The following is a 25,338-nucleotide window of genomic DNA, read 5'->3' on the forward strand; positions in this document are numbered from 1 at the left end:
CGGCCACCGGTGGCCCGGCGGCGAAGTCTGACGAGTCACTCCGCGTGCGGCGACGCGGCCACCTCGGTGCCGTCGGGCAGCTTGGAGATCACGAAGTCGGCGAAGACGTTCGGCGCCACCCCCTGGAGCTGCCGCAGGCACTCCACGGCCAGCTCGCGGATCTCCACGTCGGCGTGCTCGGTGGCGCGCATCTTCACGAAGTGCCGCCAGGCCCGGTAGTTGCCGGTGACCACGATCCGGGTCTCGGTGGCGTTGGGCAGCACCGCGCGGGCCGCCTGCCGGGCCTGCTTGCGGCGCAGCGTCGGGTTCGGCTCGTCGCCGAACCGGGCCTCCAGCCCCGCCAGCAGCTCGGTGTACGCCCGGACGGCCGCCTCGCTCGCCTCGACGAACGTCTTGTGCAGCTCCGGGTCCTCGGCGATCACCGCGGGCTCGACCATGGCGGCGTCCCGCTCCGGAACGTACCGCTGGGAGAGCTGGGAGTAGGAGAAGTGCCGGTGTCGGATCAGCTCGTGGGTGAAGGAGCGGGAGACCCCGCTGAAGTAGAAGCTCACCGAGCCGTGCTCCAGCACGCTCAGGTGACCGACGTCCAGGATGTGCGCCAGGTAGCCGGCGTTGGTCGCGGTGGCCGGGTTCGGCTTCTTCCAGCTCTGGTAGCAGGCCCGGCCGGCGAACTCGGCGAGGGCCTGGCCGCCGTCGGCGTCGGTCGACCACGGCACGTCGTCCGGCGCCTGGAACTGGGTCCACGCGATCAGCTTGACCTGGGGCTGCACCATCTCCGGCATTCCTGGGACTGTAGTGGCCGGTGGCCGCTCGGAAAACGGGGGCACGCCGGAGGTGAATCGCCGCACCACCGCCGGGCCGGGACCGGACGGCTCCGGTGATCAGACGTAGAGCGCGGTGAACGGGGCCCAGGGCAGGTTGCGGGCCACCGAGAAGGCGAACCAGAGGGCGAGGAAGCCACCGATCACCCTGGGGCTGAGCGACAGCTCCGGCAGCCGCCAGCCGAACGCCCGGTTGCCGGCCCAGGCGACGAAGAGGTACGCCAGGAAGGGCAGCGCGAAGACGAAGAGGAAGTGGTGCCGGGCGGCCGCCGGCAGGTCGGCGTGCAGCACGTACCAGAGCGCGCGGGTGCCGCCGCAGCCCGGGCAGTCCAGCCCGGTGAGGAGCTTGAGCAGGCAGGTCGGGCGGGCATCCGGGTCGCTGTGCGTGGGGTCGCTGAGCAGGGCGTACGTCATGCCGACGCCGACGCAGCCGAGCGCCGCGAGGGGCACCGCCCAGCGCGGGGCGCGGGCGTGCAGGCGCAGCACCAGGCGGGTGAACCGGTCCGGCTCGACCGGCTGGTAGGCGACCCCGGCGGGCCAGAGCGGCGTGCCGTCGGGACCGGCTGGCGGGCCAGCGGGCGCCGGCTGCGGGCCGGCGGGTGCGGCGGAGGCCGGCTGCGGGCCGGCGGGTGCGGCGGAGGCCGGCTGCGAGCCGGCGGGCGCCAGCTCCGGGTGGGCCGGTGCGACGGAAGCCGGCTGCGAGCCGGCGGGTGCGACGGAGACCGGCTGCGAGCCGGTGGACGCTACGGGAGCCGGCTGCGGGTCGGCCGGGGCGCCGGGCCGGTCAACGCTCGTCACGGGCTTACCGTACACCGGCCACGCCCACCAGCGCGGCGGTCAGCGGGGCGGCCAGATCGCCGGCCGCCGGCGGGGCGACCGCGTCGAGGCCGAGCCAGCCGGCGAGCCGGTAGAGCTCCGCCGCCAGCGCCACCGCGGTCTCCCCCGGATCCACCCCCGGCTCGGCCCACGCGGCGGGGACCAGCAGCACCCCCGCCTTCCGGTCGGCCTTCAGGTCGACCCGGGCGGTGAACCGCTCCCCCTGCAGGAAGGGCAGCACGTAGTAGCCGTACACCCGCTGCGGCGCCGGCACGTAGATCTCGATCCGGTAGCTGAAGTCGAAGAGCCGCTCGGCGCGCGACCGCTCCCAGACCAGCGGGTCGAAGGGACTGACCAGGGTGTTGCCGCGCACCCAGCGGGGCAGCCGGGCCTGCGCGTGCAGGTAGGCCGGCTGCCGCCAGCCCGGCACCGTGACCGGGGTCAGCTCGCCCGCCTCGACCAGCTCGGCGACCGCCCGCCGGGCGGCGGCAACCGGCAGCCGGAAGTAGTCGCGCAGCTCCGGCTCGGCGGCCACCCCCAGCGACCGGGCGGCGATCGCGACCAGGGCCCGGTGGGCGTCCGCGTCGCTCGGGGTGGGCGCGTCGAGCACGGCCGGCGGCAGCACCCGCTCGGGCAGGTCGTAGCGGCGGGCGAACGAGGTGGTGCGCTCCGCGGCGGCCACCTCGCCGGCCCAGAACAGGAACTCCAGCGCCTGCTTCACCGACGACCAGTTCCAGCCCCAGTTGCCGGTCTGCCGGGGGGCGTCGTGCTCGATCTCGGCGGCGGTCAGCGGCCCCTTGGCGGCCACCTCGTCGCGCACCCAGGCGACCAGCTCGGGCTGCTCCTGGGCGATCCGGCGCATCCCGCCCCAGGCCTCGTCCCGGGCCCGGGCCATCCGCCAGCGCAGCGCCGGGTGCAGGCCGACCGGCACCAGCGACGCCTCGTGCCCCCAGTATTCGAACAGCTCCCGGGGGCGGCGGTAGGCGGCGGTGTCGAGCAGCGCGGTCGGGTACGGCCCGAGCCGACTGTAGAGCGGCAGGTAGTGCGCCCGTTGCAGGACGTTGACCGAGTCCATCTGGATCAGCCCGACCCGGTCCAGCACCCGGCGCAGGTGGCGGCGGGTGGGCACGCCGGTCGGCGCCGGGTCGGCGAAGCCCTGGGCGGCGAGCGCCACCCGACGGGCCTGGGCGGGCGAGAGCGATTCCGGTGCGGCCATCGTCGGCGACCCTAATCCACCGGTACGACGCCCGTCCCGCATCCGGCGGCCCGGCCCGGAACGGCCGAGTCGCGCGCCGCGCGGTGCGGACGCTGGACCCGCCGCCCCGACCGGCATAGAACGGACGGATGCTCACCATTCGCCGCGAGGAACCCGACGACGCCGAGGCGGTCGCCCGGGCGCACGTGCACGGCTGGCAGGCCGGATACGCCGGGATCATGCCGGCGGAGGTGCTGGCCCGGCTGAACCCGGCCGCCTGGGCGCAGCGCCGCCGCGACCTGGGCACCGCCGACCCCGAGCACCCGTTCGCCACCCTGCTGGCCGAGGTCGACGGCACCGTCGTCGGCTTCACCACCTTCGGCCCGTACCGGAACAACCAGGACCGCGCCGACCTCGACCCGCGGTACGGCGAGATCGTGGCGATGTACCTGGAGCCGGCGCACTGGGGCACCGGGGCCGGGCGGGCACTGTTCGCCGCGGCCCGCTCCGGACTGGCCGAGCGGGGCTGGACGGAGTACCGGCTCTGGGTGCTGGCCGAGAACGCCCGGGCCCGCCGCTTCTACGAACGGGCCGGCCTGTCACCCGACGGCACGGAGTCCACCTACCCGGTGCCGCTGCCCGGCGGACGCGAGCCGGTCCGCCTCCGCGAGCTGCGCTACACCGCCCGGACGGACGGCTGACGGGGTCGGCCCGTCCCGGTCGGCGGAGCCGCCGCCGGCCGGCGCCGCCGAGCGCCGGATCGGCAGGACCAGCAGCAGAACCAGGCTGATCCAGACGTACGTGTTGCTGCCGAGGAAGCCGTCGAGGCCGGTGAAGTCGTCCTCCCACGCCCAGACGATCCGGCTGATCAGGAAGGCGTACCCGACGAACGCGGCGGCCAGCAGCAGGCGGCGCCGGCGGCCCCGGGCGGGCGCCGCCATGCCGTTGTCGACCAGCAGGATCAGCGCGGGCAGCAGCCAGACCAGATGGTGCACCCAGGTCACCGGGCTGATCAGGCAGCCGGTGACGCCGGTGAGCGCCAACCCGGTCGCCTCGTCACCGGCGGCGACGGCGGCCCGGGAGCGCCACCCCCAGACCGCCAGGGTGGCGAGCACGAGCACCAGCCAGGCCGCCGTGCTCGGATGCACCGGGTCCAGCCGGGCGACCATCCCCCGCAGCGACTGGTTGGAGATGAAGGCCAGCTCACCCACCCGGTCGGTGTTCCACAACGCCGTGGTCCAGAACTCGCGCGAGGCGTCCGGGACGAGCGCGCCGGCCAGCAGGGTGGCCGCGGTGGCGGTGCCGATCGCGGTGAACGCGGCCCGCCAGCGGCCGGTGACCAGCAGATACAGGATGAACAGCCCCGGGGTCAGCTTGATCGCGGTGGCCAGGCCGATGCCGACGCCGGCCCACCGGCTGCCCGCCGGCAGCAGCCGCAGCAGGTCCACCGCCACCAGGAAGAGCAGCAGCATGTTGACCTGGCCGAAGTTCACCGTCTCGCGCATCGGCTCGAAGGCGGCGGCCAGCAGGAGCGCGACGGCGAGGCTGAACCAGCCGGTCCAGCCCGCGCGCCGGGCGATCGGGCCGACCAGCCACCAGATCACCACGGTGCTGGCCAGCACGGTGATGACCACGCTCACGGTGATCGCGGCCAGCCAGGGCAGGTACGCCATCGGCAGCATGACCAGGGCGGCGAACGGCGGATAGGTGAAGCCGTACTGGGTGCCGGGCTTGAGGAAGTCGTAGATCTCGCCGCCGTCGTGCACCCAGAACCGCAGCGCGCCGTAGTAGACCCTCAGGTCGAAGAAGCCGTGCCGGACGGCGGCGACCGCGAGGAAGGCCGCCACCACGCCGGCGAGCACCAGCACGGCGACGACCTGCCCGGTCGTCCGCCTGGCACCCTGCGCCACCGTCGCCTCCCTCGCCCTGCGTAGGCTCACGTGCCATGGCAGCAGGCTATGTCCGCCCCGCGCGTCCGGAGGACGCCGCCGAGATCGCACGCATCCAGCTCGCGACCTGGCGGGTCGCGTACCGCCGGATCCTGCCCCGGCACGTGCTCGACAACCTGGACGAGGCGTACCTGGCGCGGCGGTGGAGCGCGGCGGTGCAGGAGCCGCCCTCGGGCGCGCACCGGGTGCTGGTCGCCGTCGAACAGGCCGAGCAATCCTATCTGGTGGGGTTCGCCGCTTCCGGTCCGGCCGATGCCGAAGCGCTGGCGCCGGGCGAGCCGGCCGAGGCGCTCGGCGAGGGCGTGGCCGCCGTGACCGACCTGCTGGTCGAGCCGCGCTGGGGGCGGCGCGGGCACGGCAGCCGGCTGCTCGCCGCGGCCGTCGACCACTGGCGCGCCGACGGCCTCGGCCGCGCGGTCGCCTGGGTCTTCGACGCCGACGCGGCGACCCGGAAGTTCCTCACCTCCACCGGCTGGGAGCCCGACGGCGCGGCCCGCGCGCTGGACGTCGACGACATGCTCGTCCCCCAGCTCCGCCTGCACGTCGCCGTCCCCGCCAGGCCGGCCGCACCCTGAGGTACCCGCGCCGCACGTGCCGGTTGTCAGGCGGTGCGCCTACGGTGGGGCGATGAGCACCACGGCGACGGCGCACCCCACCGACCTGGAGGCGTACCGGGTCGAGCTGACCGGCTACGCGTACCGGATGCTCGGCTCGGTCTTCGACGCCGAGGACGCGGTGCAGGAGACCCTGCTGCGGGCCTGGCGCGGGTGGGACGGTTTCGACGGCCGGTCCAGCCTGCGCACCTGGCTCTACCGGATCACCACGAACATCTGCGTCGACCTGCTGCGCGGGCGCGCCCGGCGGGCCCTGCCGGTCGGCCTGGGCGCCCCGTCGCCACCGGTCGTCGAGTCGCTCGGCACGCCGGCCGGCGACTGGCTGGAGCCGGTGCCGGACAGCACGGTGCTGCCGGCCGACCCGGCGGAGCTGGCGGTGGCCCGGGAGTCGGTGCGGCTGGCGTTCGTGGCCGCGCTCCAGCACCTGCCGGCCCGGCAACGGGCGGTGCTGATCCTGCGGGACGTGCTGCGCTGGCGGGCCGACGAGGTGGCCGAGCTGCTCGGCACCAGCGTGCCGGCGGTCAACAGCGCCCTTCAGCGGGCCCGGGCCACGCTGGCCGGAGCCCGGATCGAGCCGGCCGCCGGCCCGGGGCTCGACCCGGCCGACCGCGACCTGCTCGACCGGTACGTGGACACCTTCACCCGGTACGACATCGACGCGCTGGTGGCGCTCCTGCGGGCGGACGCCGTGCAGAGCATGCCGCCGTACGCGATGTGGCTGCGCGGGGCCACGGAGATCGGCCGCTGGCTGTCCGGTCCGGGCGCCGAGTGCCGGGGGTCGCGGCTGGTGCCGATCGCCGCGAACGGTGGGCCGGCCTTCGCCCAGTACCGGGTCGACCCGGCCGGCGGCCACGCGGCCTTCTCGATCCAGGTGCTGGAGCTCTCCGGCGGCCGGATCGCCGGGCTGCACCACTTCCTCCAGCCCGACCTCTTCCCCCGCTTCGGCCTGCCGCTGCGGCTGGACCGGTGAGCCACCGATGAGTTTCGCCGGCGCGTCTCGTCCACCCCTCGTACGCCGCCGCGCCGCCGGTGGTCCCGGCACGGGGCGGGACCACCAGCGGCGCCGTTACGGCCGGCCCGCCCTTGCGGCCAGCCCGGCTTTGCGGCCAGCCCGGCTTCCGGTCGAGCCCGGCCTTGCGGTCAGCTCGGGGTGAGTTCGGCGACCACCTCGTCGTCCTCCATCGCACCCGTCGGCCGGAAGCCCAGGGAGCGGTAGAGGGCGGCGGCCGCGAGGTTGTCCGGGTGGTAGCTGAGCCGTACCGGTCGGCCCTGCGCGGCCAGCCACTCCGCGAGGGTGGCCACGGCGGCCCGACCCACCCCGCGGCCCTGCTCGGCGCCGTCGATAACCATGCCGCCGATCCAGCGGGACCCGTCGTCGTCCACGCCCCACATCAGGTGCCCGACCACGGTGTCGTCCGCGTACACGGCCAGCGAGGTCCACACCGGCGAGCGCATGGTGAGCAGGAGGTAGCGGGCGGCCAACGCGGGCACCCAGGACCGCTGCTCGTCGCGGGGCGCGACGTCCGCCACGGCCCGCCAGTTCTCGTCGTCGACGGGTCGCAGCGTCACCCGACGACCGGCGCGGTCAGCCAGCCTTGAATCGATCACGCGGGTGAGCCTAGGTGCGGCCCGCCTCGCCCGACGACCGGGTTTCCGGGGGCCGGCTCAGCCCGCCGTTTCTGGCGGCCGGCTCGGCCCGCCATTTTCTTGCGGCCGGCTCAGCCCGTCCTTTCCGGCGGCCGGCTCGGCCCGCCATCTTCTGGCGGCCGGCTCGGCCCGTCCTTTCCGGCGGCCGGCTCAGCCCGTCCTTTCCGGCGGCCGGCTCAGCCCGCCGCCGCGGCGTCCAGGAAGGGCCGCGGGTCGCCCGCCCCGAGGTCGGTGATCCCCGCGCTGCTCAACGCCCCGACGGCGAGGGTACGCCGGACGGCGGCGAAGGTGATCACGTGCCCGATCGTGCCTCCCAGGGTGTGCGTGGTCGGCGGCGTGCAGGTGGTGTCCACGAACGTGTCGGCCAGGGTCCCCTCGGCCAACGTCCGGGCCACGAAGCCGCGCCAGTCCCGGCCGGCGGCCGCGTGCCGGGCGGCCAGCCCGCGCACCGACTGGTCGCTCTCGTCCGGCCAGTCGCCGCCACGCAGCGCCGACAGCCAGTGCTCCTCCTGGGTGACCATGGCGTTGATCAGGGAACGCAGCGTCGGCCGGTCGTCGATGGTCTCCACCGACACGGTGATGGGTCGGTCGAGCACCTCGTCGTCGAGCGTGCCGGCCCGCTCGATGATCGCGGTGAGGGTGTCGACGTGGTGGTCGACCAGGTGCTGGAGGACGTTCATCGGAGTCTCCTGACGGGTAGCCGGCAGCCGCAGGCCGCCGGGCGGTTGAAAGTGGACGCCGCTGGGGCAGGACAGCTCCAGCTCGCGGAAGGTGACCGGTGGACGCCGCCGGACGGCGGTCGGTGCCATCCCGTACGCCCGCTGGAAGGCGCGGGTGAACGCTTCGTGCGAGCCGTACCCGGCCTCCACGGCGATGTCGAGGACGGTCCGGTCGCTGGTGGTGAGGCGGTGCGCCGCGCGCTCCAGCAGCAGCCGACGCCGCAGGGCGCCGGGAGGCTCCCCGGTCGCGGCGGCGACCAACCGGTCAAAATGGAACCGGGACAGGTGGGCCCGGGCCGCGACCTCGCCCGGACCGACGGCCGGGTCGTCGAGCGCGACCTGGATCGAGTCGAGGATTCTGGTGAGCCCATCCGGCGAGGTCATGCTGACAGCCTGCACCGGGCGGCCCGCGCCCCGCTTGATCGCCGTTGCGGACCTGCCGGCCGCCACCGGGACGGCCGACCCGGCGGGCCCACGGCAGGCCGGGCAGGAACGGGGACCGGTCCAGCGATCCTGCCGGCGGGTGACCGCCGGGGCCGGGTCAGGCATGAACAGGGACCAGTCCAGCGAACCTGCCGGCGGGTGCCTCCCGGTCGGGTCGGTCGGGTCGGTCGGGCATGAACAGGGACCGGTCCAGCGAACCTGCCGGCGGGTGACCCCCGGGCCGGGTCAGTCGGGCAGGCCGTCCAACCCGACCGTCAAGCCCGGCGGCGGGTCACCCGGTCCGAGTCAGTCGAGCAGGGCGTCCAGGCCGACCGTCAGGCCCGGCCGGCGGCGCACCTCACGCACGGCCAGCAGCACCCCGGGCATGAACGAGGCCCGGTCCAGCGAATCGTGCCGGATGGTCAGCGTCTCGCCGGTGGTGCCGAACAGCACCTCCTGGTGGGCGACCAGGCCGGCCGCCCGGACCGCGTGCACGCGTACCCCGGCGATGTCGGCGCCGCGGGCGCCGGGCACCTCGTCCTTGGTGGCGTCGGGGGTGGGGCCGAGACCGGCCTCGGCCCGGGCCCGCGCGATCAGGCGGGCGGTGTGGGTGGCGGTGCCACTCGGCGCGTCCAGCTTGCGCGGGTGGTGCTGCTCGATGATCTCGACCGACTCGAAGTGCCGGGCCGCCTTCGTGGCGAACTGCATCATCAGCACCGCACCGATGCCGAAGTTCGGGGCGATGACCACGCCCACCTCGGGCTTGCCCGCGAGCCAGCCGCGTACCTGGTCCAGCCGCTCCTCGGTGAAGCCGGTGGTGCCGACCACCGCGCTGATCCCCTGGTCGATGCACCACCGCAGGTTGTCCATCACGACGTCCGGGGTGGTGAAGTCGACGACCACCTCGGTGCCGGCGTTGCCGGCGGCGGCCAGCTCGTCGCCCTGGTCGATCGCCGCGACAAGGTCGAGGTCGGAGGCGCCGTCGACCGCCTTGCAGACCTCCCTGCCCATCCGGCCGTGGGCGCCCAGCACGCCGACCCGGATCGGCTCGGCCCGGTCCTGCTCCCGCTCGTCAGTCACGGGGCACAACCTATCCCAATCGGGACGTCGCCTCCCGGCCAGACCGGCACCGTCCCACCACCCGACCACTTCCCACGAGACGCGGCCCGTTATCCCCCGACCGACCGGACCCGCCTCCGGGCAGTCCCATTCGGGACGTCACGTCCTCGACCGACCGGCCGGAACCGTCCCACCATTCGGTCATGATCGACTCGGGTTGCGGCAAACCGTGCCTTCCCTGGCCCGGGAAGCCCCAGACTGCCGCAATCCGCGACTCGGCCCCACGGACGACTCGGCCCACGGGGCGACTCGGCCCCACGGACGACTCGGCCCCACGGACGACTCGGCCCACGGGGCGACTCGGCCCCACGGACGACTCGGCCCCACGGACGACTCGGCCCACGGGGCGGCTCGGCCCACGGGGCGGCTCGGCCCACGGCCAGGGCGGCCGGGCGGGGCAGCCCGACGGCCCGACGGGCGGGGCAGGGCAGGGCAGGTCTGTTAGGCGAGGAAGGCGGCCTCGTCGAAGGGGCCGACGACGGCGAGGGACATCGGCCGGGTGAGCAGCTCGGCGGCGAGGACGTTCACGTCGTCCAGGGTCACCGCGTCGACCCGGGCGAGCAGCTCGTCCACCGGCATCAGGTCGCCGTAGAGCAGCTCGCCCTTGGCGAGCCGGCTCATCCGGGAGCCGGTGTCCTCGAGGCCGAGGACGAAGGAGCCCTTGCTCATCCCCTTGCCCCGGGCCAACTCCTCCTCGGTGATCCCGTGCTCCGCCACCTTGGCCAGCTCCGTCCGGGTCAGCTGGAGCACCTCGTCCACCTTGCCCGGCGCGCAGCCGGCGTAGACGGCGAACAGGCCGCTGTCGGCGTACTGGCTGGCGTAGGAGTAGACCGAGTAGGCCAGGCCGCGCTGCTCGCGGATCTCCTGGAACAGCCGGCTGGACATGCCGCCGCCGAGGACGTTGTTGAGCACACCGAGGGCGAACCGCCGCTCGTCGGCCCGGTCGATGCCGGGGCAGCCGAGGATGACGTGCGCCTGCTCGGTCTCCTTCGGCTCGACCAGCGTGGTGACCGGCTTGGTGCGTACCGCCGGAGCCGCCGGCCGGCACGGCGCCGGCGCCGCCGGATCGGTGTCCAGGGGGGTGCCGCGCAGCGCCTGGCGGACCAGCCGGACCACGGCGCCGTGGTCGAGGTTGCCGGCGGCGGCCACGACGATCCCCGGCGGGGTGTAGCGGCGGCGGTAGAAGCTCTGGATCTGCCCCCGGGTCATCGGGGTGACCGTCTCCTCGGTACCGGAGATGAGCCGGCCGAGCGGGTGGTCGCCGTAGACGGCGCGGGCGAAGAGGTCGTGCACCTCGTCGCCGGGCTCGTCGTCGTGCATGGCGATCTCTTCGAGGATGACTCCGCGCTCGGTCTCCACGTCGGCGGGGTCGAGCACCGAGTCGGCGACCAGGTCGCACATGACGTCGATGGCCAGTGGCAGGTCCTCGTCCAGCACGCGGGCGTAGTAGCAGGTGTATTCCTTCGTGGTGAAGGCGTTGGTCTCGCCGCCGACCGCCTCGATCTCCGCCGAGATGTCCAGCGCGGTGCGCTTGCTGGTGCCCTTGAAGAGCAGGTGCTCCAGGAAGTGCGCGGCCCCGGCCTGCGGCCGGGTCTCGTCGCGGGAACCGACGGCGACCCAGATGCCGAACGACACGCTGCGCATCGCCGGGATGGCCTCGGTGAGCACGCGCAGCCCGCTGGGCAGGACGGTACGGCGCACGGTGCCGCCGAGCGGGTCCTCGCTGAGCGTACGGGTGACCGCCCGGGCCATCCGGCCGCCCGGCGGCGCCACCCCCGGTCGAGCCGTCGGGGAAGACGAACGCCGGGTCCGACTCACGAGAACCTGCTCCCAGTTTCAACGAGGGGTGGAGGGTGCGGTGGTGCCGCTCGGGGCGCCACGGGAAACCGACAACTCCAGCTCGGCCGTGGCCGCGCACCGGCCGGAAGCCGTGCCGCTGGAGCTGTGGTCCGGCCCGGGGGACGCCGTCGGCGTCCCCCGGGCCGGACGGTGGATCAGCTGTGCCGGGTCCGGCGACGCGGGCGGGACTCGCCGCCGCCCTCGCCACCCTCGCCCCGCTCGGAGCCCCGGCCGCCGCGCTCCCGGTCACCCCGGTCGCCCCGGTCGCCCCGGTCCCGCGGAGCACGGTCGCCGCGGTCCCGGCCGGCCGGACGCTCGCCACCGGCGGCCTCCTCGGCGGCCGGCGCCTCGGCACCCTCCGGGCGGATCTTGTCCAGGTAGATCTTGCCGCGCTGGTCGATGTCCGCGATCTCGACCTCGACCTTGTCGCCGACGTTGAGGAAGTCCTCGACCTTCTCGACCCGCTTGCCGTCGCCCACCTTGGAGATGTGCAGCAGGCCGTCCCGGCCCGGGAGCAGCGAGATGAAGGCGCCGAACGCGGCGGTCTTCACCACGGTGCCGAGGAACCGCTCCCCCACCTTCGGCAGGGTCGGGTTGGCGATGCCGTTGATCCGGTCCACCGCCGCCTGAGCGGACGGGCCGTTGGTCGCGCCGACGTAGATGGTGCCGTCGTCCTCGATGGAGATCTCGGCGCCGGTCTCGTCCTGGATGGCGTTGATGGTCTGGCCCTTCGGGCCGATCACCATGCCGATCTTGTCGACCGGGATCTTCACGGTGGTGACCCGCGGCGCGTAATCCGACATCTCGGCCGGGGCCTCGATCGCCGCCTGCATCACGTCGAGGATGGTCTGCCGGGCCTCGTTCGCCTGCTGCAGCGCGGCGGCCAGCACGTCCGACGGGATGCCGTCGAGCTTGGTGTCGAGCTGGAGCGCGGTGACGAAGTCCCGGGTGCCGGCGACCTTGAAGTCCATGTCACCGAACGCGTCCTCGGCGCCGAGGATGTCGGTCAGCGTCACGTACCGGGTCTTGCCCTCGACCTCGTCGGAGATGAGGCCCATGGCGATGCCGGCGACCGGCGCCTTCAGCGGCACACCGGCCGAGAGCAGGCCCAGCGTGGAGGCGCAGACCGAGCCCATCGAGGTGGAGCCGTTGGAGCCGAGCGCCTCGGAGACCTGCCGGATGGCGTAGGGGAACTCCTCGCGCGACGGCAGCACCGGGATCAGCGCCCGCTCGGCCAGCGCGCCGTGACCGATCTCGCGCCGCTTCGGCGAGCCGACCCGGCCGGTCTCACCGGTCGAGTACGGCGGGAAGTTGTAGTTGTGCATGTAGCGCTTGCGGTTCTCCGGGGAGAGGGTGTCCACCATCTGCTCCATGCGCAGCATGTTCAGCGTGGTGACGCCCAGGATCTGGGTCTCGCCCCGCTCGAACAGCGCCGAGCCGTGCACCCGCGGCAGCACGCCGACCTCGGCGGTCAGCGGACGGATGTCGCGCGGGCCGCGGCCGTCGATGCGGACCTGCTCGCGCAGCACCCGGTTGCGCACCTCGGACTTCGTCAGCGAGCGGAAGGCGGCGGAGAGCTCCTTCTCGCGGCCCTCGAAACGCGGGCCGAGCTCCTCGGCAACCTTGGCCTTGACCCGGTCGAGGGCCTCCTCGCGATCCGCCTTGCCGGCGATCTTGAGGGCCTCGGCGACCTCGGCGCGGGCCAGCTCGGCCACCGCCTCGTACGCGTCATCCTGGTAGTCCAGGAAGACCGGGAACTCGGCGACCGGCTTGGCGGCCACCTCGGCCAGCTCGCTCTGCGCCCGGCACAGCTCGCGGATCGCCGGCTTGGCGGCCTCCAGGCCGCTGGCCACGATCTCCTCGGTCGGAGCGGTGGCGCCGTCCGCGATCAGGGCCACGGCGTGCGGCGTCGCCTCGGCCTCGACCATCATGATCGCGACGTCACCGTCAGCGAGCGCCCGGCCGGCCACGACCATGTCGAAGGTGGCCCGCGCCAGCTCCTCCAGGGTCGGGAAGGCAACCCACTGGCCGTCGACGTGCGCGACCCGGGTCGCGCCGATCGGGCCGGAGAACGGCAGGCCGGAGAGCTTGGTGGACATCGAGGCGGCGTTGATCGCCACCACGTCGTACGGGTGCTGCGGGTCGAGCGCCAGCACGGTCTCGACGACCTGGACCTCGTTGCGCAGGCCCTTGACGAAGGACGGGCGCAGCGGCCGGTCGATCAGCCGGCAGGTGAGGATGGCGTCCTCGCTGGGGCGACCCTCGCGGCGGAAGAACGAGCCGGGGATCCGGCCCGCGGCGTACATCCGCTCCTCGACGTCCACCGTCAGCGGGAAGAAGTCGAACGACTCGCGCGGCTGCTTGCCCGCCGTGGTGGCGGAGAGGACGACCGTCTCGCCCAGCTGGGCGATGACGGAGCCGGCGGCCTGACGGGCCAGCCGGCCGGTGGAGAAGGTGATCTCGCGGGTGCCGAAGGCCCCGTTGTCGATCACGGCGGTGCGGGATTCGGTGCCGAGGTTGGTCTCGGTCATGTTCGGTGGTGCTCCTTCGCGTCGTCGGCCACGACACGGGGACCTGCCCAGACGGCCGGTCTTCGATCGAAGCGCCCGGGTGGCCGGCATGATGCCGGGATTCCCGGGGGCCACTACCGGAGACCGGTGCGCTGACCAGTTCCCTCTCGGGTTGTCGTGTGGCCGGTTTCTTCTGTGGTACCGGAACGGGGGAGCGGCCGAGCGGCCACTCCCCCGTCACGTCATCGGCGCAGACCGAGCCGCTCGATGAGCGACCGGTAGCGGTTGATGTCCTTCTTCTGGACGTAGTTGAGCAGCCGACGGCGACGGCCGACCAGCAGCAGCAGCCCGCGGCGGCTGTGGTGGTCGTGCTTGTGCACCTTCAGGTGCTCGGTGAGCTCGGCGATCCGCTTGGTGAGGACCGCGACCTGCACCTCCGGCGAACCGGTGTCGCCCTCAGCGGTCGCGTACTCCGCGCGGATCTTGGCCTTGGCTTCCTGGTCGAGCGCCATGTTCTCCCTGTTTCGTGGAACGTTCGATGAGGTCCGTCGGATCGGTCTGCGTGACCGGGCAACGGACCGGTTCCTCGCACCCGCGGCGTCGTGCAGGCACGCGAGGCCCCACGTCGGTCAGCCGACGTCCCCGCCAGACTACCAGCCCGGCCGGGAACCGCCCGGTGAAGGGCGGCGCGGCGGCCCGGTGGGCGTCAGCCGACCGCCCGCCGGGTCCGCTCCACGTCCTCGGCGATCTGGGCCACCAACGGCTCGATCGCGTCGTACGTCCGTTGTTCGCGCAGGTGCGCCACGAAGTCCAGGGCGAGCCGTTCGCCGTACAGGTCACCGGTGAAGTCCAGCGCGTACGCCTCCACCCGCCGCTCCCGGCCGGAGAACGTCGGGTTGGTGCCGATGGAGACCGCGGCGGCCAGCGGCTCCCCGCCCCGGCGCACCAGCCGGGCCGCGTACACGCCGTCGGCGGGGACCGCCGCGTACCGGTGGGTCAACAGGTTGGCGGTGGGGTAGCCCAGCTCCCGCCCGCGCTGGTCGCCACGGACCACCACGCCCTCCACCCGGTGCGGCCGGCCGAGCGCGGCGGCCGCCGCGGCCACGTCGCCCGCGTCGACGCAGGAGCGGATGTACGTGGAGGAGAAGACGGTGCCCGCCTCGGCGACCAGCGGGGCGCCCTCGACCCCGAAGCCGAAGGTGCGGCCCAGCCGCTCCAGCAGGGCCACGTCGCCGGCGGCCCGGTGCCCGAAGCGGAAGTTGTCCCCGACCACCACCAGCGCCGCGTGCAGGTGCTCGACGAGGATGTCGTGCACGAACGCCTCGGCCGGCACCCGGGAGAACTCGGCGGTGAACGGCACCACGCAGAGCACGTCGGCCCCGAGCGCCTCGATCAGCTCCGCCTTGCGCGCCGGCTCGGTGAGCACCGCCGGGTGCGAGCCGGGCCGGACCACCTCGGCCGGGTGCGGGTCGAAGGTGACCACCACCGACTTGACGCCCAGCTCCCGGGCCCGGGCCACGGCGTGGCCGATGGTGGCCTGGTGGCCCTTGTGCACCCCGTCGAAGACGCCGATGGTGACCACCGAGCGACCCCAGCCGCCGGGCGCCGCCTCGTACCCCCGCCACCGCTGCATTCCCGCTCCTCCCCTGCTCGACAAGCCCCGCGCCGCCGGTCAGGCGGGGGCCAGCACGATCTCCGCGCGGGCCCGGCCGTCCCGCTCGCTGACGATAGCGATCAACCCGCCCTCCGGGCCGAAGACCGCGTACGGGCCGGCGATGCCGGCCGGGTCCAGCGGTCCGCCGTGGGAGAGCACCTTCGCCTCCACCACGGTGGCGTCCCGGCGCGGGAAGAACCGGTCGGCCGCGGCGTCGAGCGGCAGGTTGACCACCTCGGGGGCGCGCTGCTCCAGCGCGTCCAGGGTGGCCGCCTCGGCCAGCGTGAAGCCGCCGACCGCGGTGCGGCGCAGCGCGGTCAGGTGGCCACCGACCCGCAGCGCCAGGCCCGCGTCGCGCGCGATGGCCCGGATGTACGTCCCGGACGAGCAGGTCACGTCGACGTCGACGTCGAGCACGTCCGGGGCGTCCCGCCGGATGGCCAGCACCTCGAGGCGGGAGACGGTCACCCGGCGCGCGGGCAGGTCGACGCTCTCTCCGTCGCGCACCCGCTGGTACGCCCGCTGCCCGTTGATTTTGATGGCGCTCACCGCGCTCGGCACCTGGTCGATCTCGCCGGTGAGCGCGGCGAGCGCGGCCCGGATCGACTCGTCGGTGACCCCGGCGGTCGAGGTGGCCGCGATCACGTCCCCCTCGGCGTCGTCGGTGACGGTGGCCTGCCCCAGCCGGATCGTCGCGGTGTAGCTCTTGCCGGCACCGATCACGTAGGTGAGCAGCCGGGTGGCCCGCCCGACGCCGATCACCAGCACCCCGGTGGCCATCGGGTCGAGCGTGCCGCCGTGCCCCACCCGCCGGGTCCGGGCCAGCCGGCGGATCCGGGCCACCACATCGTGCGACGTCATGCCGCCGGGCTTGTCGACCACGATCAGTCCGTCAGTGCTCACGCCCGCCAAGCCTGCCAGACGGCGGGGGTCGGCCGGGTGGGGGATACCGGTCCGATCGACCGGCGTGCCAAGGTCATGCGCCCCTCGCTCGACTCCGACCCGACCACCCGGTGCGTGACGACGACCTCGGTCGGGCGCGGAGCGCCTGGTCACGGTGCCTGCCCGTGCCGGCACGCCGCTGCCACCTTCCCGCCTCCCCACGCCAAGGAGCCCTCGATGAGCACCACCCCGCCGTCGCACGAGCACCGCCCGCGGGTCGACCTGCCCGACTGGATGCGGAACCCGGAACCAGCGCGCCGTACCCTCGGCCGCCGGCTCTCCGACCTCGTCGACGGCGTGCCGGCGCTGGCGGCGACGCGACGACGGCTCTGGGCCTGGCGGGACCGGACCCGGTTCAGCGAGCGGCGCCCGGTGCTCTCCGCGATCGTGTCCTTCGTCTTCGTCGCGGTGGCGGCCACCTGCCTGGTGGTCGGCGCCCTGTACCTCTTCCACCAGATCAGGCAGCGGCAGCTCTGAACCGGGCCTCGGGGCGACGTCTCCGCTCCGCGTCTCGTCCCACCCGGCGGCGACGGCACGCCGGTCAGCGGACCGCGCCGACCACCGCCCAGCCGCCGGAGCGCAGCCGCAGCAGCAGGGCGACGAGCCGGAGCACCACGAACAGCAGCAGCCCGGCCCAGATCCCGCCGAGGCCCAGGTCGAGCCCGTAGGCCAGCCAGATCGCCGGCAGGAAACCGCCGAACGCCGCCACGATGGTGAGGTTGCGCAGGTAGCGGACGTCACCGGCGCCGATCAGCACCCCGTCGAGGGCGAAGACCACCCCGCCGATCGGTTGCAGCGCCACGAACCAGGGCCAGGCGACCATGGCCTGCTCGCGTACCTGCGGGTCGGCGCTGAACCAGGACGGGACCACGCCGGCGCCGGCGGCGATGAGCACCGCGAACGCCACGCCGCACGCCCCACCGACCAACGCGATGCGCCGGGCCAGCGCGCGGGCGCCGGCCGCGTCGCCGGCGCCGAGCGCGGCGCCGACCAGCGACTGCGCCGCGATGGCGAGGGCGTCCAGCACCAGGGCGGTGAAGAACCACAGCTGTACGGCGATCTGGTGCGCGCCGACCGCGGCGGCGCCGAACCGGGCCGCGACCGCGGTGGCGGAGAGGAAACTGGCCTGGAAGGCGACGCCCCGGACGAGCAGGTCCCGGCTGAGCACGAGCTGCTGGCGGATCAGCGTGGGCCGGGGCCGCAGGGAGATCCGTTCGCGGACCAGCGCCGCCGCGAACAGCCCGCCGGAGAGGGTCTGGGCCGCGGCGTTCGCCACCGCCGAGCCGGCCAGCCCCAGCCCGGCCGGGTAGACCAGCAGCGGGCAGAGCAGCGCCGAGAGCAGGTTGGGGGCGAGCACGAAGAGCAGCGGGCGCCGGGTGTCCTGGATGCCGCGCAGCCAGCCGTTGCCGGCGGCGGCGAGCAGCAGGCCGGGTGCGCCCAGCGCCGCGATCCGCAGCCAGGTCGCGGCCTGCTCGGCCACCTCCCCCGAGCCGCCGACCAGGGTACGCGCCAGCACGCCCCCGCCGAGTTGGACGGCGAGCGCCACCAGCACCCCGACGGCCAGCGCGAGCCAGGAGGCCTGGACGCCCTCGGCCACCGCGGCGGCCCGGTCCCCCGAGCCGAACCGGCGCGCCGACCGCCCGGTGGTGCCGTACGCGACGACCGTGCCCAGCCAGGCGGCCAACGTCATCACCGTGCCACCCACGGCGAGCGCGGCGAGCGGGACCCGGCCCAGGTGCCCCACGACGGCGGTGTCGACCAGGACATAGAGCGGCTCGGCGGCGAGCACCACGAGGGCCGGCAGGGCGAGCCCGGCGATGCGCCGCGCCGAGACAGCCGGCGATGCGGGGGCGAGGGTCTGGCTCATCACGGCCGATCCTGGCACGCCCCGCGTAAGGCCCGCAACCCACAGCATCACTTACTACCCCGCTCTCCTTCCCCGCCCTGAAGGAGTTGTCCTCCGCACCGCCGCAACAACTTCATGACGGCGGGCGGAGATGGGGTGGGGGGAATCAAGGGGTGGGGAGGGTGGTGAGCCAGGAGCGGGTTTGGGTGGGGGTGCGGAGGTGGACCACCGGCAGGTCGGGGGTGAGCGTGCGGGCGGCGGCTTCGACGCGGGGGCGGGAGCGGCGCGGGTAGTGCCAGACGTAGCGGAGGAACGCCAGGTCGATCCGCTCCGGGCAGCCCGGCGGCAGGTCCGGTCGGGGCGTGCCCCGGTGGGTCCAGCGGCGGCGGAGCACCCGGGCGAGACAGCGCAGCCGGGGCGTGTCGCAGAGCACCAGCAGGTCGGCGCGGGGCAGGCGCAGATCCAGGGTGGCGGCGTAGTTGCCGTCCATCACCCAGGCCGGGCGGGCGGCGAGCGCGCCGACCTCGGCGCGGAACGCGGCGTCCGGGGCGGCGACCCAGCCCGGCCGCCAGTAGTGCCGGTCCAGGTGGACGAGGGGGAGGTCGAGCCGGCGGGCGACCTCGCGGGCCAGGGTGCTCTTGCCGGCGCCCGCGCTGCCGACGATCAGGATGCGGCGCACCGACCGACGATAGCGCCGGGACGGCGGCGATCCGGAGACCGACCGAGCACGGCACTCCCGGCGATCAGGTTTGCGGTCGCACCGGCCGGGACGGTGGCGCCAGGGCCGCGACGTGCGGTCGGCGCGGCGGTGACGTCGGCTGACCGGACGTCACCGCCGGCGGGCCGACGTCACTGACGGGTGTCCATCGAGGTCTGCAGCGCGCGGCGCATCTGCTCCCGCGCCTCGTCGGTGGTGGTCTCGGTCTGCGGCTTGTGCTTGGTCGCCACGGGATCTTCCCTTCCAGGGTGCGGACCGCCGACGGCGGCGGCCCTTCGGGCGGTTCGGAGCGCCCGGGAGCGGTCCGGGATCACCGGAGCGGCTCGCCTGGCAGCGTGAGCCCGGGTCGGTCTGACCCTGGAGGGAGGCGGCACCTGGTGCGGAGCCACCGCCCCTGACCAGCGCCGCAAGGCGCCGGTCCCGCACCCAAGTTAACGTTCATTTTCCACATGCTGCCCGCAGTTCCCGGAATGCGGACACCCCGCGCGGCCCCGTCAGCGGGCCAGGAAATGCCAGCCCAGCCACCACCAGAAGCCGAACAGTCCGATCCGGCCCACCGGCACCGGGCCCACCTCGTAACGCATCACGAACGCGCAGACCTCACCGAGCGACGGGATCCGGGAGCCCTCCCGCCGGGCCGCCCACTCGATCACCGCGAAGAGCGCCAGCGCGGTGAGGAAACCGCCGATCGCCAGCAGCCGCATCATCGGCGCACCAGTCCCCAGAACGCGGAGAGCCAGGCGAACCAGGCCGCCGACCGGACCAGATGGTCCTCCAGCAGCGGGTCGGCCAGCCGGGAGAAGGTGGGGAACTCGTCACCCACCGCGAGCACGAAGGTGGCTCCCTCGAGCACCCCGAAGAGGGTCGCCGGCAGCAACCACCAGACCGCGCCGCGGCCCAGCCGGCGCGGCGCCGGCCGGCGTGGCACCCGGTTGTTCAGGCCGATCCAGATCAGCGCGCCACCCGTGCCGAGCGTGTAGAGGTTGGCCTGGGCCGAGAACGAGGGCAACTGGCCACCGACCAGGGACAGGCAGATCAGCACCGGTACGGAGACGACTGGACGGTCCCAGGCTCGGGGCGCCTCGACGGTGAGCTCTCGGGGGTGATCCATCTACCGATTGTCCCCACGGTCACGAAGTGCGGGAAGACCGCCGCGCCCCGGAGCCGCCCCTGATCTCAGCCGGGCAGCAGCGCCCCGGCCAGCTCGCCCCGGATCCGGTCCACCACCTCGTCGACCGTGCCGCGCCCGGTGAAGCCGGCCGCGAACCGGTGCCCGCCGCCGCCCAGCGCCACCGCCACCGCGCTGACGTCCACCGCGCCCTTGCTGCGCAGCGACACCGCCCACTCGGCGGCGTCGACCTGCTTGACCACGCAGCTCACATCCGCCTCGGCCGTGCACCGGACCGAGTCGATCAGCGCCTCCAGCACGTACGCCGGCTGGTCGTGGCGGGCCAGGTCCTCGCGGGTGGCGTACGTCCAGACGAGCCCGCGCCCGGCGGCGGCCGCCGGCTCCAGGCGGGCGCGCAGCATCACCTCGCCGAAGAGCCGGACCGCGCCGAACGGGCGGGTGTCGAAGATCCGCCGGGAGATGTCACCGGGCCGGATGCCGGTGGCCAGCAGCCGGGCCGCCAGCCGGTGCACGGCCGGGGTGGTGGCTTCGAACCGGAACGAGCCGGTGTCCGTGCTCAGCGCCACGTAGAAGCAGGTCGCGATCTCCGCGTCCAGCGGCACCCCGAGCCGGTCCAGCAGTTCCTGCGCCACCACCGAGGTGGCCGCGGCGTGCGGGTCCACCAGGTGGAGGTCGCCGAACCGGGTGTTCGAGGCGTGATGGTCCAGCACCAGGGCCGTCCCGGCCTTGTCCAGCCGGTCGGCCAGGTCACCCAGCCGGGACTCGCTCGCCACGTCGAAGCAGATCACCAGGTCCGGCTCCGGGTACGCGTCGTCCTGCCCGACCAGCAGTTCCAGCCCCGGCAGCCAACGGAACGGCTCGGGCAGCACCGGCGGCCCGGGGAAGGTCGCCCGCAGCTGCCGTACGCCGAGCCGGCGCAGGCCCAGCCCGAAGCCGAGCATGGTGCCCAGCGCGTCGCCATCCGGGTTCACGTGGCAGATCAGCTGCACCCGCGCGTCGGCGGGGAGCCCGCGTACGGCCGCGAGGGCGGCCGCCCAGTCGGTGTCGGTCGGGCCGGCGCCGGCCGCCGTACCGACCTCGGCGGATTCGCTCACGGGCGGTCGCCGCCGCGCGGCTCGTCCTCGTCCTCGACCGTGGTCCCGTCCTCGGCGTCCTCGTCCTCGTCCTCTAGCCGGTACGGCTGCGCCTCGCCCGCGTACTGCGCCCGGGCGGCCAGCCGCTGCACCTCGGCGTCGGCGTTGCGCGCCGCCGCCAGCAGGTCGTCGATGTGCTTGACCTGGTCCTGCACGTCGTCCAGGACGAAGGTCAGGGTCGGCGAGTGGCGCAGGCCGAGCGCCTTGCCGACCGTGCTGCGCAGCATGCCCTTGGCGCTCTCCAGCGCGGCGGCGGTGCTGGACTGGGCCGCCGCGTCGCCGAGCACCGTGTAGAAGACGGTGGCGTCGCGCAGATCGGCGGTGATCCGGGCATCGGTGATGGTGATCATCCCGAGCCGGGGGTCCTTGATCTGGCTCCGCACCACCGACGCGACCAGTTCACGGATGCGCTCCGCGTGCCGGCGTACCTTGGCCGGATCCGTCATCTCCCCCACCTCCAGGGTCACCCTGCTCCTTACGACGGCTCCAGCTCGGCGCGTCTGGCGACGCGCCGCGACCTGGAGCCGCCCAACATCTCGCACACTACCCGCGCGCCCGCGGCCCCCGCGCCGGGCCGCCGGGCCGGGCGGCGCCCCGGTCCGCACCCCACGGCACCGGACCGGATCCGCCTGCCCACCCGCCGACGCGCCGGCCCGGTCGGCCAGTCACCGGACGACCCCGGTCCGCCGGTCGCCGGACCCGGCCGGACCTCGGCCGGGCGCGGACCCGGTCGGCCGGCCGCCGGCCCGGTCGGAACTCGGCCGGGCGCGGAGGCACTGTCAGTCGTCGTCCGCGCCGTACAGGCGGCGGCGCACCGACAGCAGTTCGGTCTCGGGGCGGGCGGCCACCAGGCGCTCGCAGGAGTCGAGCACCTCGCGGACGTGCGCCGCCTCGGCGGCCACCACGGCCACCCCGATCTCGGCCCGGCCGTGCAGGTCGAGCGCGCCCACCTCGGCCGCGGATACCTCGAAGCGGCGCAGCGCGGCGACGATCGGCCGGACGTACGACCGTTTGGCCTTCAGGGACCGGGAGTCCCCCGGCAGCAACAGATCGAATTGCGCGGTTCCGGTGTACACGGCGAGCAACGGTACGGCAGGGCCGCCTCGGGGTCATCCGGTTTCGGTACGGCCTCCGGCCGGCCGCGCCGGAACGTCCGCGGGCGCGACCGCCACCAGCACGTCCCGCTCGATCGCCTGGTCCACCCGGTGCGCCAGGTCCAGGTAGCCGGGCCCGCCCACCACCCGCAGGCCGGCGTCGGTCAGCACCGCCTCGGCCGCCGCCCGGGGCGCCACGCGGGTGTTCCAGGACAGTCCCAGCGCGCCGCCCGGGCGCAGCAGTTCCCGCCAGACCGGCACCGCGGCCCGGAGCAGCTCCAGCGGGCTGCGGGACAGCCCCTGGTCGGTGCGGCTGCCGTGCGCCACCCCGTACGGGGCGTCGGTCACCAGCACGTCGGCGCAGCGCGAGCGGAGCACCTCCCGGGCCCGGACGGTGTCGGTGTGCAGCACGGTGACCCGCTGGGTGGTTCCGGACCGGTGCTCGTCCCGGGAGGGCGCGAGGACCGCCTCGAACCGCCGGGCGACCAGCCGGCGGTCCCGGCGCACCGGCACCGTCTCCGTGGTGTGCTTGAGCCGCTTGCGCCGCAGCCAGGTACGCAGGAAGGCGGCGTACGCGTCGACGTCCTTGCCGTCGTGCTCGACCCCGATGCCGTCGTAGCCGTACATCAGCGCCTGGTTGAGCGTGGTGCCCCGGCCGCAGAGCGGATCGAGGACCACCAGCTGCCGGTCCAGCATGGCGCCCGCCGAGGCGGAGGCGAGCAGCGTGGCGTTGAGCAGCAGCCGGGTGAACTGCTCGTTGGTCTTGCCGGCGTACTTGGGAATGGTGATCAGGTCGGCGTCGTACCGGGCCAGCGGGTGCAGCGGCACCGGGCGGAACAGGTCCTCGCCCACCCGCTCGAACAGCGCGTACGCCGCCGACAGGTTCGCCAGGTAGGCCAGGTCCCGGACACCGAGGCCCGGCCCGGGCGCGGCGAAGGTCAGGTACTCCACCCCGCCGATCCGCTGCACCGCGCCGTCCACCGGCACGGCGTCGAGCACCCCCGAGCGGGCGAAGATGTCCAGCTCGGCCCGGGCCAGCCGGCCAGCCGCGTCGGCGTAGACGCGGTTGGCGGACGGGGCGAGCAGCAGCGCGTACCTGAGCACGCGGGAGATTGTCGCAGCCTGCGAAAACGGTGACGGCCGAGGCCCGAAGGCCCCGGCCGTCACCGGTCGTGCACACCGCTCAGGCGCGCGGCTTCTCCCGCATCTCGAAGGTCTCGATGATGTCGCCGACCTGGACGTTGTTGAAACCGCCCAGCGTCAGACCACACTCGAAGCCCTCGCGGACCTCGGTCGCGTCGTCCTTGAACCGCTTGAGGGAGCTGATCGTGAGGTTGTCCGCCACGACCGCCCCGTCCCGCAGCAGCCGCGCCTTGGCGTTGCGGCGGATGAGGCCGGACCGGACGATACAGCCGGAGATGTTGCCGATCTTGGACGAGCGGAAGACGTCGCGGATCTCCGCGGTGCCCAGCTCGACCTCCTCGTACTCCGGCTTGAGCAGCCCCTTGAGCGCGGCGTCGATCTCCTCGATGGCCTGGTAGATGACCGTGTAGTACCGGATCTCCACGCCCTCGCGGTCGGCGATCTCGCGGACCTTGTTGGCGGCCCGCACGTTGAAGCCGATGATCGTGACCGCCTCGGACGAGGCGCTCGCGAGCATGACGTCGCTCTCGGTGATCGCACCCACGCCCCGGTGGATGATCCGAAGCTGGACCTCCTCCGGGATGTCGAGGTTGAACAGCGCGTCCTCGAGGGCCTCCACGGAACCGGAGACGTCGCCCTTGAGCACCAGGTTGAGCGAGGTCTTCTCGCCCTCCTTGAGCTGCTCCATGAGCGTCTCGAGGGTGGCCCGGCCGCGGGAGTTGGCGAACGAGGCCGCCCGCCGCCGCGCCTGCCGCTGCTCGGCGATCTGCCGCACGGTCCGGTCGTCCTCGGCGGCCAGGAAGGTGTCACCCGCACCCGGCACCGTGGTCAGACCCAGCACCATGACCGGACGCGCCGGCCCGGCCTCGTCGACCGGCTTGCCGTTCTCGTCCAGCATGGCCCGGACCCGGCCGTGCGCCCCACCGGCGACGATCGAGTCGCCGGCCCGGAGGGTGCCCTTCTGCACCAGCACGGTCGCCACCGCACCGCGGCCCTTGTCCAGGTGCGCCTCGATGGCGACACCCTGTGCCGGCCCGTCGATCGGAGCGGTCAGCTCCAGCGACGCGTCGGCGGTCAGCAGCACGGCTTCGAGCAGTTCCTCGATGCCGATGCCGGGCTTGGCCGCCACGTTGACGAACATGGTGTCGCCGCCGTACTCCTCGGCGACCAGACCGTACTCGGTCAGCTGCTGGCGGACCTTGTCCGGGTTCGCCTCGGGCTTGTCGACCTTGTTGACCGCGACCACGATCGGCACGTCCGCCGCCTTGGCGTGGTTGAGCGCCTCGATGGTCTGCGGCATCACGCCGTCGTCGGCCGCCACCACCAGGATCACGATGTCCGTGACCTGGGCACCACGGGCACGCATGGCGGTGAACGCCTCGTGACCCGGGGTGTCGATGAAGGTGACCGCGCGGTCCTCGCCGTCGTGCGGGACGTGGACCTGGTACGCGCCGATGTGCTGGGTGATGCCACCCGCCTCGCCGGCCACCACGTTCGCCTTGCGGATCGCGTCGAGCAGCTTGGTCTTACCGTGGTCGACGTGACCCATGACGGTCACCACCGGCGCACGGCTGACCAGGCGGTCGGCCGCGACCTCGGCGTCGAGGTCGATGTTGAACTGCGCGAGCAGCTCGCGGTCCTCGTCCTCCGGGCTGACGATCTGCACGTCGAAGCCGAGGTGCTCACCCAGCAGCAGCAGGGTGTCGTCGGAGCAGGACTGGGTCGCGGTCACCATCTCGCCCAGGTTGAACATCTCCTGGACCAGCGAACCCGGGTTGGCGTTGATCTTGTCGGCGAAGTCCGACAGCGAGGCGCCACGGGAGAGCCGGACGACCTGACCCTGCCCGCGGGGCGCGCCCGAGGACATGGTCGGGGCCGACAGGTTGTCGAACTCCTGTCTGCGCTGCTTCTTGGACTTGCGGCCACGGGTCGGCCGGCCACCCGGACGCCCGAAGGCACCCGCGGCGCCGCCGCCACGGCCACGACCGCCACCGCCCGGACGGCCACCGCCGCCGGCCGGGGCACCC

25 protein-coding genes are annotated in these 25,338 nt (G+C 74.1%); 4 read left to right on the forward strand and 21 right to left on the reverse strand.

The window, feature by feature from the left end; translation table 11 throughout:
* Positions 1 to 35: 35 nt before the first annotated feature.
* From thyX to LQ51_RS11465, 3 genes are all read right to left on the reverse strand, one after another.
* Entirely contained in the window at positions 36 to 773 is a 738-nt protein-coding gene (gene thyX, locus LQ51_RS11455) for an FAD-dependent thymidylate synthase (protein WP_046564999.1), read from the reverse strand.
* A gap of 108 nt (positions 774 to 881) precedes the next feature.
* The gene (locus tag LQ51_RS11460; protein WP_046565001.1) at positions 882 to 1,487 is read right to left on the reverse strand and encodes a DUF2752 domain-containing protein; all 606 of its coding nucleotides are present in this window, start codon (positions 1,485 to 1,487) and stop codon (positions 882 to 884) included.
* Between the two features lie 136 nt (positions 1,488 to 1,623).
* Positions 1,624 to 2,853, reverse strand: a complete 1,230-nt coding sequence (locus LQ51_RS11465) for a winged helix-turn-helix domain-containing protein (protein WP_046564951.1) — start codon at positions 2,851 to 2,853, stop codon at positions 1,624 to 1,626.
* Positions 2,854 to 2,981: 128 nt separating this feature from the next.
* Between LQ51_RS11465 and LQ51_RS11470 the strand changes: the two genes are divergently transcribed.
* On the forward strand, positions 2,982 to 3,533 hold the full coding sequence (locus tag LQ51_RS11470) for a GNAT family N-acetyltransferase (protein ID WP_046564954.1): 552 nt from the start codon (positions 2,982 to 2,984) through the stop codon (positions 3,531 to 3,533).
* Here the strand turns inward: LQ51_RS11470 and LQ51_RS11475 are convergent.
* Positions 3,432 to 4,742, reverse strand: coding sequence for a glycosyltransferase 87 family protein (locus LQ51_RS11475; protein ID WP_046564956.1), 1,311 nt, complete (start codon positions 4,740 to 4,742; stop codon positions 3,432 to 3,434). The two genes, LQ51_RS11470 and LQ51_RS11475, sit on opposite strands and share 102 nt — an antisense overlap.
* Before the next feature lie 35 nt (positions 4,743 to 4,777).
* Between LQ51_RS11475 and LQ51_RS11480 the strand changes: the two genes are divergently transcribed.
* Together LQ51_RS11480 and LQ51_RS11485 are read left to right on the forward strand one after the other, a co-directional pair.
* Positions 4,778 to 5,356: a GNAT family N-acetyltransferase gene (locus LQ51_RS11480; RefSeq protein ID WP_046564958.1), complete on the forward strand. Its 579-nt coding sequence runs from the start codon at positions 4,778 to 4,780 to the stop codon at positions 5,354 to 5,356.
* A 52-nt stretch (positions 5,357 to 5,408) separates the two neighbouring features.
* Complete coding sequence (locus LQ51_RS11485) at positions 5,409 to 6,365, forward strand: sigma-70 family RNA polymerase sigma factor (protein WP_046564960.1); 957 nt, start codon at positions 5,409 to 5,411, stop codon at positions 6,363 to 6,365.
* A gap of 170 nt (positions 6,366 to 6,535) precedes the next feature.
* On the opposite strand, the gene LQ51_RS11490 is transcribed toward LQ51_RS11485, so the two are convergent.
* The 8 genes from LQ51_RS11490 to truB all read right to left on the reverse strand — a co-directional run bounded on the left by LQ51_RS11490 (position 6,536) and on the right by truB (position 16,209).
* Complete coding sequence (locus LQ51_RS11490) at positions 6,536 to 7,003, reverse strand: GNAT family N-acetyltransferase (protein ID WP_046564962.1); 468 nt, start codon at positions 7,001 to 7,003, stop codon at positions 6,536 to 6,538.
* Between the two features lie 215 nt (positions 7,004 to 7,218).
* Entirely contained in the window at positions 7,219 to 8,145 is a 927-nt protein-coding gene (locus tag LQ51_RS11495; RefSeq protein WP_046564963.1) for a helix-turn-helix domain-containing protein, read from the reverse strand.
* Between the two features lie 345 nt (positions 8,146 to 8,490).
* Positions 8,491 to 9,273, reverse strand: a complete 783-nt coding sequence (gene dapB, locus LQ51_RS11500) for a 4-hydroxy-tetrahydrodipicolinate reductase (RefSeq protein WP_369799840.1) — start codon at positions 9,271 to 9,273, stop codon at positions 8,491 to 8,493.
* Between the two features lie 471 nt (positions 9,274 to 9,744).
* Positions 9,745 to 11,055 carry a M16 family metallopeptidase gene (locus LQ51_RS11505; RefSeq protein WP_156313041.1) on the reverse strand — a complete coding sequence of 437 codons (1,311 nt, stop codon included), beginning with the start codon at positions 11,053 to 11,055 and terminating at the stop codon, positions 9,745 to 9,747.
* 242 nt (positions 11,056 to 11,297) lie between these two features.
* Entirely contained in the window at positions 11,298 to 13,673 is a 2,376-nt protein-coding gene (locus LQ51_RS11510; protein WP_046564969.1) for a polyribonucleotide nucleotidyltransferase, read from the reverse strand.
* Positions 13,674 to 13,894: 221 nt separating this feature from the next.
* Positions 13,895 to 14,164 carry a 30S ribosomal protein S15 gene (gene rpsO / locus LQ51_RS11515; protein WP_043962418.1) on the reverse strand — a complete coding sequence of 90 codons (270 nt, stop codon included), beginning with the start codon at positions 14,162 to 14,164 and terminating at the stop codon, positions 13,895 to 13,897.
* Positions 14,165 to 14,358: 194 nt separating this feature from the next.
* Entirely contained in the window at positions 14,359 to 15,285 is a 927-nt protein-coding gene (locus LQ51_RS11520) for a bifunctional riboflavin kinase/FAD synthetase (protein WP_046564971.1), read from the reverse strand.
* Between the two features lie 39 nt (positions 15,286 to 15,324).
* The gene (truB, locus tag LQ51_RS11525; RefSeq protein ID WP_046564973.1) at positions 15,325 to 16,209 is read right to left on the reverse strand and encodes a tRNA pseudouridine(55) synthase TruB; all 885 of its coding nucleotides are present in this window, start codon (positions 16,207 to 16,209) and stop codon (positions 15,325 to 15,327) included.
* A gap of 216 nt (positions 16,210 to 16,425) precedes the next feature.
* Here truB and LQ51_RS11530 point away from each other — a divergent pair, with 216 nt between their 5' ends.
* Complete coding sequence (locus tag LQ51_RS11530) at positions 16,426 to 16,725, forward strand: hypothetical protein (protein ID WP_046564975.1); 300 nt, start codon at positions 16,426 to 16,428, stop codon at positions 16,723 to 16,725.
* A gap of 64 nt (positions 16,726 to 16,789) precedes the next feature.
* On the opposite strand, the gene LQ51_RS11535 is transcribed toward LQ51_RS11530, so the two are convergent.
* The 9 genes from LQ51_RS11535 to infB form a co-directional block, all read right to left on the reverse strand.
* Positions 16,790 to 18,115: an MATE family efflux transporter gene (locus tag LQ51_RS11535; protein ID WP_046564976.1), complete on the reverse strand. Its 1,326-nt coding sequence runs from the start codon at positions 18,113 to 18,115 to the stop codon at positions 16,790 to 16,792.
* A gap of 145 nt (positions 18,116 to 18,260) precedes the next feature.
* Positions 18,261 to 18,773 carry a P-loop NTPase family protein gene (locus LQ51_RS34350; RefSeq protein WP_046564977.1) on the reverse strand — a complete coding sequence of 171 codons (513 nt, stop codon included), beginning with the start codon at positions 18,771 to 18,773 and terminating at the stop codon, positions 18,261 to 18,263.
* A gap of 533 nt (positions 18,774 to 19,306) precedes the next feature.
* Positions 19,307 to 19,516, reverse strand: coding sequence for a DUF6186 family protein (locus LQ51_RS11545; protein ID WP_197087662.1), 210 nt, complete (start codon positions 19,514 to 19,516; stop codon positions 19,307 to 19,309).
* Positions 19,516 to 19,923, reverse strand: a complete 408-nt coding sequence (locus LQ51_RS11550; protein WP_046564981.1) for a hypothetical protein — start codon at positions 19,921 to 19,923, stop codon at positions 19,516 to 19,518. Before LQ51_RS11550 ends, LQ51_RS11545 begins: the two co-directional genes overlap by 1 nt.
* 65 nt (positions 19,924 to 19,988) lie before the next feature.
* Positions 19,989 to 21,035 carry a DHH family phosphoesterase gene (locus tag LQ51_RS11555; protein WP_046564984.1) on the reverse strand — a complete coding sequence of 349 codons (1,047 nt, stop codon included), beginning with the start codon at positions 21,033 to 21,035 and terminating at the stop codon, positions 19,989 to 19,991.
* A complete protein-coding gene (gene rbfA, locus LQ51_RS11560; RefSeq protein WP_046565003.1) occupies positions 21,032 to 21,520 on the reverse strand; it encodes a 30S ribosome-binding factor RbfA in 489 nt (162 codons plus the stop codon). The genes LQ51_RS11555 and rbfA overlap by 4 nt, the downstream gene beginning before the upstream one ends.
* Before the next feature lie 333 nt (positions 21,521 to 21,853).
* Positions 21,854 to 22,150 (reverse strand): DUF503 domain-containing protein, encoded by a 297-nt coding sequence (locus LQ51_RS11565; RefSeq protein ID WP_046565005.1) that lies wholly within the window; start codon positions 22,148 to 22,150, stop codon positions 21,854 to 21,856.
* 33 nt (positions 22,151 to 22,183) lie between these two features.
* A complete protein-coding gene (locus LQ51_RS11570; protein WP_046564986.1) occupies positions 22,184 to 23,272 on the reverse strand; it encodes a TRM11 family SAM-dependent methyltransferase in 1,089 nt (362 codons plus the stop codon).
* A gap of 79 nt (positions 23,273 to 23,351) precedes the next feature.
* A partial coding sequence (gene infB, locus LQ51_RS11575; RefSeq protein ID WP_052744823.1) for a translation initiation factor IF-2 occupies positions 23,352 to 25,338 on the reverse strand: 1,987 nt, incomplete at its 5' end.

It is taken from the genome of Micromonospora sp. HK10 (assembly GCF_000982955.1).
Lineage (GTDB): Bacteria > Actinomycetota > Actinomycetes > Mycobacteriales > Micromonosporaceae > Micromonospora.